Consider the following 10186-nt stretch of genomic DNA (forward strand, 5'->3'; position numbering starts at 1 on the left):
CGAGCATATTGCGTGCCAGCGGCCGCCAAAACGCCGGAAAAGGCCGCCCGGAAGGGCTTTTTTGAGCGCCCGCAGGCGGCATCGGGCAAAGCCGCTAGACGCGATTGCGCCGCAGTCGGCGCGGGTGCTGCGGCCTCCTCAGAGCTCGACGCCGAGCGCCCGCGCGAGCGCCTCGACGTCGTTCACGATGAGGTCGGGGCGGGCGTCTTCGAGCATCTTCGCCGTCATCGCACCGTAGCTGACGGCGATCGACCGGCACCCCCAGTTCTTCGCCATCAGCACGTCGTGCGTGGTGTCGCCCACCATCACGACCGCTTCGGGCCCGAGGCCGGTGTTGATGCCGATCTGCTCCAGCATCGCCGGATCGGGCTTCGAGGGGTTCTCCTCAGCGGTCTGCGTGTCGTAGAAATAGGGCCCGAGCCCGGTCTGCTCGAGCACGCGGTTGAGCCCGCGGCGACTCTTGCCCGTCGCCACCGCGAGGAGCGTCCCGCGGTCGTGAAGCGCCTTGATCAAATCCGTGATGCCGGGGAAAAGGTGAACCTTGAGCTCCTCGGGGCGGTAGCGCTCCGTGTAGTAGGCGCCGAAGGCCTGGAACTCCTCGGGCGGGCAGGTGGGGGCGACGATGCGGATGGCGTCGCGCCAGCCGAGCCCGATCACGGACTTCGCCTTCGTGGTCGAGGGGACGGGGAGCCCAAGCTTCTCGCAGGCGTACTGGATCGAGAGCGCGATCGCGGCGGTGGTGTCGAGCACCGTGCCGTCCCAGTCGAAGACGACGCAGCGGGCGGATCCGAAGGATTGATCAACGGCCATTCTTCTTCTCCTCAAGCGCCCGCAGGACGGCTTCGAGCTCGTCGGTGAGGGGCGCGGTGATGTCGAGCGGTTCGTTCGTCACGGGGTGGGTGAACTTCAAGTGCCAGGCGTGGAGGAACATCCTCCGCAGGGGCGCCCCGAGGAGCCCCTTCGCGAGCTCGCGGTTGAAGGCGAAGTCGCCGTACTTGTCGTCGCCCGCAAGGGGAAAGCCCTGCGAGAGCGCGTGCACGCGGATCTGGTGCGTGCGGCCGGTCTTCAGCTCGGCGTCAAGAAGCGTAACGCTTCCGAAGCGCTCGAGCACCGTGAAGATCGTGTGCGCGGACATGCCTTCGGGCGAGACGCGCACGCGCCGCTCGCCCGAAGGGAGCAGATAGCGCTCGAGCGGGAGCTTCACGTGCTGACGCTCGTTCACCCAGTCGCCCTTCACGAGAAGCTTGTAGTGCTTCTCAACGCCCCCCTCCTTCATGAGGTCGTGCATGCGCACGAGCGCCTTGCGGGTCTTGGCGATCACGATCGCGCCCGAGGTCTCCTTGTCGAGCCTGTGGCAGAGCTCGAGGAAGGGCTCCTCGGGGCGCGTCGCGCGCAGCCGCTCGATGAGCCCGTGCGAGATCCCCGAGCCCCCGTGGGCGGCGATGCCGGCGGGCTTGAGCACCACGAGGAGATGGCGGTCTTCATGGAGCACCGGAAGCTGCCCCTCGACCAAAGGGGCGGCGGGGGCGTCGCCCGCCTTCCTTTCAGCGACGCGCATCGGCGGGATGCGCACGACGTCGCCCAACGCGAGCTTCGTTTCGGCTTTGGCGCGCCGGCGCGAAACGCGCACCTCGCCCGCGCGGATCACGCGGTAGACGTGGCCCTTGGGCACGCCGCGGGCGAGCCGGAAGAGAAAGTTGTCGAGGCGCTGGCCGTCCGCGTCCTCCCCGATCCTCACGTAGGTCACGCAGTCCTGGGGGAGCGCGCGCAGGGACGCCGAGGGAACGGATGCAATTTCAGGCTGAGGATTTTGCGTCATGGGACTTGGACTTATAATGGCGTACTGCCGCAGGCTGAACGCGGCCGGTTCCGTTCCTGAACGAACGGAGCACGGGCGCGGCGGACGGGCAGCATGAGGCGGGAGGGACGGACCCTCTGCGCGGCCGGGCGCGGTCCTTCGTCGGACTTCGTCCCGAAGAGCCGCAGGAGGCGCCATTTTCTCACGCCCGAAGAAGGATTTGTTCCGGTTCCGCGCCGCCCGAGGCGCGCCGCCCGGTCCCCGCGGACTTTCGTCCGCGCTTGGGGCGGGCGGCACCAGTGCGCTCGGGAGGGTCGGGGAGCCGGAACGGAAACAAGGTTTTTTCACTGGCGGCGCAGGCCGCCGGCGCGGCGCGCGCTCCCCCGACGGGGGATGCTCGAGCGCCCGACGCCGGGGGCATGCGGCGCCGAAGGCTCAGGCGGCGGCCGCACGGGCGGCGCGGGAAGGATCCCGCGGCGGACGGTCGGCGGCGGTCTGATGCCGCAACAGGCAAAGAGTTTTTCGTTCGCCGTCTGCTTCATTCCCAAGCCGCGTCCCCGACGCTCCCCGCCCGCGGGAGAGCGCCCGGATGCTGTGGGAGCTGCTCCCCGTTCTCGAGGAGATGAAGTTGCACGGGCGTCCGGGCGAACTCGGGGCCCACGCCCTCCCCTCAGGCGGGAGGCGCGGCGGAACGTCCCCGGGAGCCGCTCCAGGACCCCCGCTGCGCGCCCGGAAGGTTCTTCGGCCCCCTCCGCGCCCCCCGGCGTACGGAGGCTTCGCTCCACGGGTTTTTCCTCGAGAGCTCCCGGCGCGTCCGCACCAATATGGGTTCATCCCGGCCGGACGCCACAGCGGTCGAGCTCGCCCGCGGACAGTCTGCGAAGCCCTCCTTCGGGGAGACGGCGCCGGGGCGTCCGCAGGAACCCGAAACATCAGGGGCGTGCATGCGCCGGGCTCTTCAAGAGCGTCCACTCCCCGTCGGAGCGACTCCGCCGCGGCTTCTCCGCATGAGGAGGCGCGGCCCCGCAGCATCCGCATTCGGCGCGTCCCGTTTGAGCAGCCTCTCCCCCTGAAGGACCTGAAGGAGCCCTCCCGCACCTGCGGAGCCCCTTCCGGCCGTGCGCGCCGGAGCCCGGACCGCGGCGAGGATGAATGAGCAGCCGGAGGACAACCGGCAGCGATGCCGGCCGCTTGTGAGGGATTGAGCCCTCCGCGCGGAGGCCTTGAGCAGCTTTCCTCTAAGTGCTCGACCTCCCTCAATCGCGGAGCCGTGACTCTCCCCAGAGCGAACGGGACCGACGCGCCTTCTTGAAGGGCGCGGCGTCGCGGGCGCGACACATCGGCCGGCTTCTCGGCGGCGCGGCCGCGGCCCTCCGCGATGAGGGCGGCGACGCGGGCGGACGCAGCGTTCTTCGGGATGCTCCGCCTTCCTTCGGGCACATTCTTTTCATTTGAGAATGCGTCTCTGCGCAAGGAACCGCATCAAAACGCTCGAAGCGCCGGCTTCTCCAAAGCCTCTGCGTGCGGCACGCCTCTCGTCCGCGGCCTTCAACAGGACGGGAAGGAGCACCACCCAAATGAAGCGCATGCTTTTCAATGCCACGCACCCCGAGGAAACGCGCGTCGGCATCGTCGATGGTCAGAAGCTGATCGACATCGACATTGAGACCGCGGGCCGCGAGGCGCGCAAGTCCAACATCTACAAGGGCGTCGTCACCCGCATCGAGCCCTCGCTCGAAGCGTGCTTCGTCGACTACGGCGAGGAGCGCCACGGGTTCCTGCCCTTCAAGGAAATCTCGCGCTCCTACTTCGCCGAGGGCGTCGACGTCCGCATGGCGACCATCAAGGAGGCGATCCGCGAGGGCCAGGAGCTCATCGTCCAGGTCGAGAAGGAGGAGCGCGGCAACAAGGGCGCCGCCCTCACGACCTTCATCAGCCTCGCGGGCCGCTACCTCGTTCTGATGCCGAACAACCCCCGCGCGGGCGGCGTTTCCCGCCGCATCGAGGGTGAGGAGCGTCAGGAGCTTCGCGAAGCGATGGACAAGCTCGAGCTCCCCTCGGGCATGTCCACGATCGCCCGCACCGCCGGCATCGGCCGCACGACCGAGGAGCTGCAGTGGGACCTCAACTACCTCCTGAAACTCTGGGAGGCGATCGCCGACGCCGCGCGTGCGCAGTACGACCACGTGGTCGAGGTGAACGGCCAGAAGAACCACAAGGTGAACGACCAGCCGACGATGAACGGTCGCGCCGGCAAGCGCCTCAATCCGGCGCCCTTCCTCATCGTTGAGGAATCCAACCTCGTCGTGCGCGCGATCCGCGACTACTTCCAGCCCGAGATCGGCGAGATCCTCGTCGACACCGACGAGATCTACGAGCAGGCCCGCCAGTTCATGGCGCACGTGATGCCCGACATGGTGGACCGCGTCAAGCGCTACCGCGACGACATCCCGCTCTTCACGCGCTTCCAGATCGAGCAGCAGATCGAGTCGGCCTACTCCCGCACGGTTCCGCTTCCCTCGGGCGGCGCGATCGTGATCGACCACACGGAGGCGCTCGTCGCGATCGACGTCAACTCTGCGCGCGCCACCCGCGGCGCCGACATCGAGGACACGGCCTTCCGCACCAACTGCGAAGCCGCCGATGAAGTGGCCCGCCAGATGCGTCTGCGCGACTTGGGCGGCCTCATCGTGATCGACTTCATCGACATGGCCGAGCCCAAGAACCAGCGCGCCGTCGAGCAGCGCCTCAAGGACGCGATCCGCTACGACCGCGCCCGCGTGCAGGTCGCCAAGATCAGCCGCTTCGGCCTGATGGAGCTCTCGCGCCAGCGCCTGCGCCCCTCGCTCTCCGAAGGCAACCACATCACCTGCCCGCGCTGCAACGGCGTCGGCGTCATCCGCGACACCGAGTCCTCGGCCATCCAGGTCCTGCGCATCCTCCAAGAAGAGGCGATGAAGGAAGGCACGGGCGCCGTCCAGGCTCAGGTGCCCGTTGACGTGGCGACCTTCCTCCTGAACGAAAAGCGCAACGACATCACCAAGCTCGAGGCGCGCCACCGCGTCCCGATCATCCTCGTTCCGAACACCTTCCTCGAGACGCCGCACTACCACGTCGAGCGCATCCGTCAGGACGACGAGCGCCTCGAGGCGCACGTGCCGAGCTTCAACCTCGTCGAGGAGATCGAGACGAAGGCGGACGACCCGTACGCGCAGAAGTCCCAGGAGGACAAGCCCGCGCGTCCGAAGCAGGTTCCGGTGATCAAGAACATCATTGAACGCGAACCCGCCCCGGTGCATCAGCCCGAAGCGAAGGCCGAGAAGACCGAAAAGGCCGCCCAACCCGAAGCCGGCCGCGCCAAGCAGTTCGAGCCCGTCGCTCCTGGTAAGTCCTTCCTGCGCCGCGTGCTCGACTTCTTCCTCGGCTCCAAGGAGGAGCAGAAGACCGAAGAGGCGAAGCCCGCCGTCAAGGCCGAGGAGAAGACCGAAGGCCGCCGCAGCGCCCGCACGGGCCGCGGTGAGCGCACCGAACGCGGCGAGCGCGGTGAGCGCCGCACGCGTGGCGGCCGCGGCCGCACGGAGCGCGGCGAACGCACGGAGCGCGCCGATCGTCCTGAACGCGGCGAGCGCGGTGAACCCGCCGAGCGCACCGAAAAGGCTGAAGGCCGCACGCGCCGCAGCCGCGGCGAGCGCCTCGAGCGCGCCGACCGTTCTGAACGCGGGGAGCGCACCGAGCGCCGTTCGCGCCGTCCGGAAGCGGACGACGTACGCACGCAGACCACGCCCGTCGCCGAGGGCGTAGCCGCCGAAGCGCAGGCCGTCCAGACCATCCAGACCGCGCAGGTCGCCGAGGCTCAGCCCGCGCCGCAGGTCGAGGGTGCCGACGATGAACGCCGTTCGCGCCGTCGCCGTCAGCGCCGCCGCCCCGAGGAGGCCGAGGTGCAGCCGACGGTTGCCGAAACGGTGGAACCCGCGCCGGTTGACGCCGCGCTTGCCGCCGCTCAGGCCGCTCCGGCTCCCGAAGCCGCCGCGGTGATTGAGGCCGCCGAGGCGAAGGCCGACCAGGCTCTCGAAGAGAAGGCTGAGAAGGCCCTCGACGAGAAGGCCGAGAAGGCAGAAGGTCAGGACGCCGTCGAAGCGCCCGCCGCCGACGACGATGAGTCGGGCGAAGGCGCCCGCCGCCGCCGTCCGCGCCGCCGCCGCCGCTCCAACCGCACGGAGGGCGCCGAGGGTGCCGAGGCCGCGGAATCGACCGACGTGACCGAAACGCTGCAGGCGAGCGCCGCCGAGCAGCCGGCCTGGACGCCCGCGGCCGAGCCGCTCGTTCAGATCGAGACCAAGTCCGCCGTTTCGCAGGCCGTTGAAGGCGCCTTCGCGGGCGCCCGCCAGGCCGCCGAAGAGGCCGCGGAATCGACCGAACGCCGCCGTCCGCGCCGCAGCCGCAAGCCGCGCGCCGAAGCTGACGCCGACCGCATCCCCGAGGCGAAGGAGTCGCACGAAGGCGCCGCCGCCGGCGAACCCGTCCTCGCGACGGTGATCGGCGCCGATGAGGGCGTCGTGGAGGCCGACAAGGCCAACGAAGCCGCTGAGAAGACTGAGAAGGCTGAAAAGGCCGAACGCCGTCCGCGCCGCAGCCGCAAGCCGCGCACCGAAGCCGACGCCGACCGCATCCCCGAGGCGAAGGAGTCGCATGAAGGCGCCGCCGCCGGCGAACCCGTCCTCGCGACGGTGATCGGCGCCGACGAAGGCGTGGTCGAAGCCGACAAGGCGCTTACGGTCGAAGAGAAGGCCGTCGAGCCCGCCCTCAAGCAGGTCGAGACGAAGGCCCCCGCCGCCGCGGAGGCGCCGCTCGTCCAGATCGAGACGAAGGCTGCGCCAGAAGCCGAACCGGAAGGTGCCGAGCCCGTCGCCGAGATCACCGACGGCCTTGAGGAGAACCTCAAGAACGCCGGCCTCGTGATGGTCCACACGGCCCAGCCCTCGGCCGCGACCGGCTACGAAGCCGTCGTGCAGCCCGGCCGACGCGTTGAGCACGCGCCCGTCGACGCCGCCGACGCCGAGCCCCTCGTGCAGGTCCAGACCCGTCCCGAGCTCGTCCACCCCGTGGACTACGCTCCGGTCGTGAACCCGGGCCGTCCGCACGAGACGCAGGCCGCCGCCGAGGCGGAGACCCTCGTGCAGGTCGAGACGAAGAAGAACTAAGCCCTAGCGCCTAGACTTCTTGCCGCGCCCCGGATGTCTTGTGCATCCGGGGCGCTTTTTGTTGGGTGATGGGCTATTGTCGAAGTGACTGTTTTGCACTTCAACGGTGCGTCAAACGCACGGAGCCCCCCTCCGCGACGCTTCCGATGCACCGCTTTCTCGGAGAAGCCCATGAATCGTCTGCAGAAAGCCGCCCTCGCCCTCGCGCTTGCGAGCTTCGGAGGGCTTGCGGCCCACGGCGTACTCGCCGGCGAGATCACCGTCTCGCTCTATTCGGCCTTCACGACGCTCGACCCCTACAACGCGAGCGACACGCTTTCGCAGAACGTTGCGAAGTCCTTCTACGAAGGCCTCTTCGGGTTCGACAAGGACATGAAGCTGAAGAACGTCCTCGCCGAGTCCTACGAGGTTTCGAAGGACGGCCTCACCTACACGGTTAAGCTGCGCCCGGGCGTGAAGTTCTCCGACGGCGAGCCCTTCAACGCGGCGGCAGTGAAGGCGAACTTCGAGCGCGTGCTCAACCCTGAGAAGCACCTCACGCGCTACGCGCTCTACAAGAACATCAAGGAGGTGGAGGTCGTCGACGACCTCACGGTGAAGTTCCACCTCCACGAGGCCTTCTCCGCCTTCGTCAACCAGCTCGCGCACCCGAGCGGCGTGATGATGTGCCCGAAGATCCTCGACCTGCCGAAGAAGGAGATCGCCTTCAAGCCCTGCGGCACGGGTCCCTACACGCTGGTGAGGTACAACCCGTCGGAGTTCCTCGTCGTGAAGAAGAACCCGAACTACTGGCAGAAGGGGCTCCCCAAGTTGGACGGCATCACCTGGAAGCCGGTGCTCGAGGACGCCACGCGCGTGGCGATGCTCCGCACGGGCGAGGCGCAGTACTGCGACGTCGTGCCGCCTGAACAGGTCGACCGCCTCAAGGAGGACCCGAACATCGAGGTGAAGATCTCGCCCTCGATCGTTCAGCGTCAGATCTACCTCAACAACCTCAAGAAGCCCTTCAACGACGTGCGCGTGCGCCGGGCCCTCAACTACGCGCTCGACAAGAACGCCTTCGTGAAGGTCCTCTACAAAGGCTACGGCGCTGCGGCGACCGGCGTCGCTCCCGTCGGGATCGACTACGCCACGCAGTTCGGCGCGTGGCCCTACGATCCCGCCAAGGCCAAGGCGCTTCTCAAGGAGGCGGGCTACCCGAACGGGTTCACCGCGAACCTCTGGGCGGCGACCAATTCCTCGGCCAACCAGAAGCTCCTGCAGTTCCTGCAGCAGCAGTACGCCCGCATCGGCGTGAAGCTCAACGTGCGTGCACTGGAGGCCGGCCAGCGCGTGCAGTTGGTCCAGCAGTCGAGCAAGGAAAAGACTCAGATGGAGATGTTCGTCTGGGGCTGGTCGGCTTCGACGGGCGAACTCGACTGGGTGCTCCGGCCGCTCCTCGCCACCTCGAGCTTCCCGCCCGCGATGAGCAACTACGCGTACTTCAGCAACCCCGAGGTTGACGCGCGCCTCAAGGCGGCCCTTCAGACCACCGACCGCGCAGAGAAGCAGAAGATCTACGACGAGGCGCAGAAGCTCATCTGGAACGAAGCGCCCTGGGTCTTCCTCTCGGTCGACCACGACATCTCCGCCTCGTCGAAGAAGCTCGTGAACTTCCACAGCCTCCCCGACGGTGGTTTCGACTTCGTGAACGCCGAGCTCGTGAAGTAGTCCGTCGGCTCGTTCGGCAGGGCTTCGGCGCCCGGCCGGCGCTCCCACTCCAAGTGAGGCGTCTTCCGGGCCTCCTTTATGGGTCGACGCTCGACGTTGCGGCCCGGCGTCTTCACCGAAAAGAAGCAAAGGAAACGACGGCCGCCGGAATACATGCAGATTCCGGCGGCCGGTCTTTGTGGAAGGCGGTCAGCGCCGCCCGGACGTCACTCGATCCACTTCGCCTCGAGCGTCTTCAGTTCGCCGCGACGGTCAAGCAGATCCCAGAGGTAGTTCATCACGCGCGTGTAGTCCGCGTCGTCCGTCGGCATGAGGAAGCCCATGAAGTTCACGGGCGTGAGCGGATGGTCGAGGAAGGCCGCATAAAGGCGCGGGTCCTTCTTCGCGTAGAGCTTCGCCTCGGCGTTCTCGGTGATCATCACGTCGCCCTTGCCCTCGGCGATGAGGCCCGGGATCTCGTAGTTCTTGTCATGGGTCGAGACCTGCGCCTTCGTGAGGTTCTGGAGCACGAACGCCTCGTTCGTGCCGCCCGGATTCTTGATCACGCGCACGTCGGGCTGATTGAGGTCGTCGAGCGACTTGAAGCGGTCCTTGTTCTTGACGTTGACGAGCGCGACCTTGCCGAAGGGCGCGTAGGCGGGGAGGAAGTCCGCAATGAGGGCGCGCGCGGGGCTCCTCGTGATGCCGCCCACGGCGACGTCGAACTTGTTGGCCTTGAGGTCGCCCGCCAACGCCTTCCAGGAGGTGCGGACGAACTCGACCTTCCAACCGTACACCTCGGCCATCTTCCTGACGATATCGATGTCGAGGCCCGCGAACCCGTCGCCCTCCTTCATAGCAAACGGCCGGTAGTCGCCCGGCGTGCCGACGCGCAAGGTCTGCGTCTTCACGATTTGGTCGAGCCGTTCGCCCGCCTGAGCAGGAAGGGCCGTGAGAAGAGCCGCGCTGAGGGCGGCGGAAAGAAGAAGGGCGACGGAGCGCTTCATGGAACTGTCCTCAAGAGAGTTGCGTATTTGTGCGGCGCTTCTCCAGAAGCGCGGGACTTCGGAGAAGCGCGTTCCAAGAATCTAACCGACCGTATGAATTGGAGCGACCCGCCGCGGGCGTTGTTTGATTCACTCTCGGCAGAACTCGGCGGTTGCTCCTAAGGGAAATGCTCAGACGTTCTTCACGGCGTAGTGAAGCCACACGGCGCCACCCTCGAGCGTCTCGTTTTCGAGAAGGCAGAGGCGCACGTTTTCGGCCGGACGCTCGTCCTCGGCGCCCAAGTACCCGAAGACCGAGGGGGAGCCGTAGAGGGCGTCGAGCGCCGGGAAGACGATCATCGAAATCTCGTCGATGAGGCCCGCCTTCAGGAAGGCGCCGTTGATGATGCCGCCGCCTTCGAGAAGGAGCGTCTTCACGCCGAAGCGCTTTTCGATCTCAGTGATCACTCTCCGGCCTGAAGGCCGGAGCTTCTTGATTCGCTGAGCCTCGC

Annotated in this window: 6 protein-coding genes; 2 read left to right on the forward strand and 4 right to left on the reverse strand. The window is 67.6% G+C overall.

Translation table 11 applies throughout. The features are described from left to right. Nucleotides 1-138 precede the first annotated feature (138 nt). Both ACT6Y9_RS05205 and ACT6Y9_RS05210 read right to left on the reverse strand, forming a co-directional pair. Nucleotides 139-810 carry an HAD family hydrolase gene (locus ACT6Y9_RS05205; RefSeq protein ID WP_443743746.1) on the reverse strand — a complete coding sequence of 224 codons (672 nt, stop codon included), beginning with the start codon at nucleotides 808-810 and terminating at the stop codon, nucleotides 139-141. Beyond that, nucleotides 800-1819 (reverse strand): RluA family pseudouridine synthase, encoded by a 1020-nt coding sequence (locus ACT6Y9_RS05210; RefSeq protein ID WP_295478035.1) that lies wholly within the window; start codon nucleotides 1817-1819, stop codon nucleotides 800-802. The genes ACT6Y9_RS05205 and ACT6Y9_RS05210 overlap by 11 nt, the downstream gene beginning before the upstream one ends. Before the next feature lie 1556 nt (nucleotides 1820-3375). Between ACT6Y9_RS05210 and ACT6Y9_RS05215 the strand changes: the two genes are divergently transcribed. Both ACT6Y9_RS05215 and gsiB read left to right on the forward strand, forming a co-directional pair. Next, the gene (locus ACT6Y9_RS05215) at nucleotides 3376-6999 is read left to right on the forward strand and encodes a ribonuclease E/G (RefSeq protein ID WP_443743747.1); all 3624 of its coding nucleotides are present in this window, start codon (nucleotides 3376-3378) and stop codon (nucleotides 6997-6999) included. Nucleotides 7000-7170: 171 nt separating this feature from the next. After that, nucleotides 7171-8709 carry a glutathione ABC transporter substrate-binding protein GsiB gene (gsiB, locus tag ACT6Y9_RS05220; RefSeq protein ID WP_295481059.1) on the forward strand — a complete coding sequence of 513 codons (1539 nt, stop codon included), beginning with the start codon at nucleotides 7171-7173 and terminating at the stop codon, nucleotides 8707-8709. A 206-nt stretch (nucleotides 8710-8915) separates the two neighbouring features. Here the strand turns inward: gsiB and ACT6Y9_RS05225 are convergent, their stop codons facing one another. Both ACT6Y9_RS05225 and ACT6Y9_RS05230 read right to left on the reverse strand, forming a co-directional pair. Next, the gene (locus tag ACT6Y9_RS05225) at nucleotides 8916-9695 is read right to left on the reverse strand and encodes a transporter substrate-binding domain-containing protein (RefSeq protein ID WP_443743748.1); all 780 of its coding nucleotides are present in this window, start codon (nucleotides 9693-9695) and stop codon (nucleotides 8916-8918) included. A gap of 171 nt (nucleotides 9696-9866) precedes the next feature. Continuing rightward, nucleotides 9867-10186: dihydrofolate reductase family protein (locus tag ACT6Y9_RS05230; RefSeq protein ID WP_443743749.1), on the reverse strand; the 320-nt coding region annotated here is incomplete at its 5' end.

The organism is Sutterella sp. (assembly GCF_052272535.1).
In the GTDB taxonomy this organism is placed as follows: domain Bacteria; phylum Pseudomonadota; class Gammaproteobacteria; order Burkholderiales; family Burkholderiaceae_F; genus Sutterella.

What these genes read in the sequence shown, in the direction of transcription:
- ACT6Y9_RS05215 (WP_443743747.1), top strand. Translation starts at nt 3,376, where the DNA reads ATGAAGCGCATGCTTTTCAATGCCACGCACCCCGAGGAAACGCGCGTC.
- ACT6Y9_RS05225 (WP_443743748.1), bottom strand. Translation starts at nt 9,695, where the DNA reads ATGAAGCGCTCCGTCGCCCTTCTTCTTTCCGCCGCCCTCAGCGCGGCT.
- ACT6Y9_RS05210 (WP_295478035.1), bottom strand. Translation starts at nt 1,819, where the DNA reads ATGACGCAAAATCCTCAGCCTGAAATTGCATCCGTTCCCTCGGCGTCC.
- gsiB (WP_295481059.1), top strand. Translation starts at nt 7,171, where the DNA reads ATGAATCGTCTGCAGAAAGCCGCCCTCGCCCTCGCGCTTGCGAGCTTC.
- ACT6Y9_RS05205 (WP_443743746.1), bottom strand. Translation starts at nt 810, where the DNA reads ATGGCCGTTGATCAATCCTTCGGATCCGCCCGCTGCGTCGTCTTCGAC.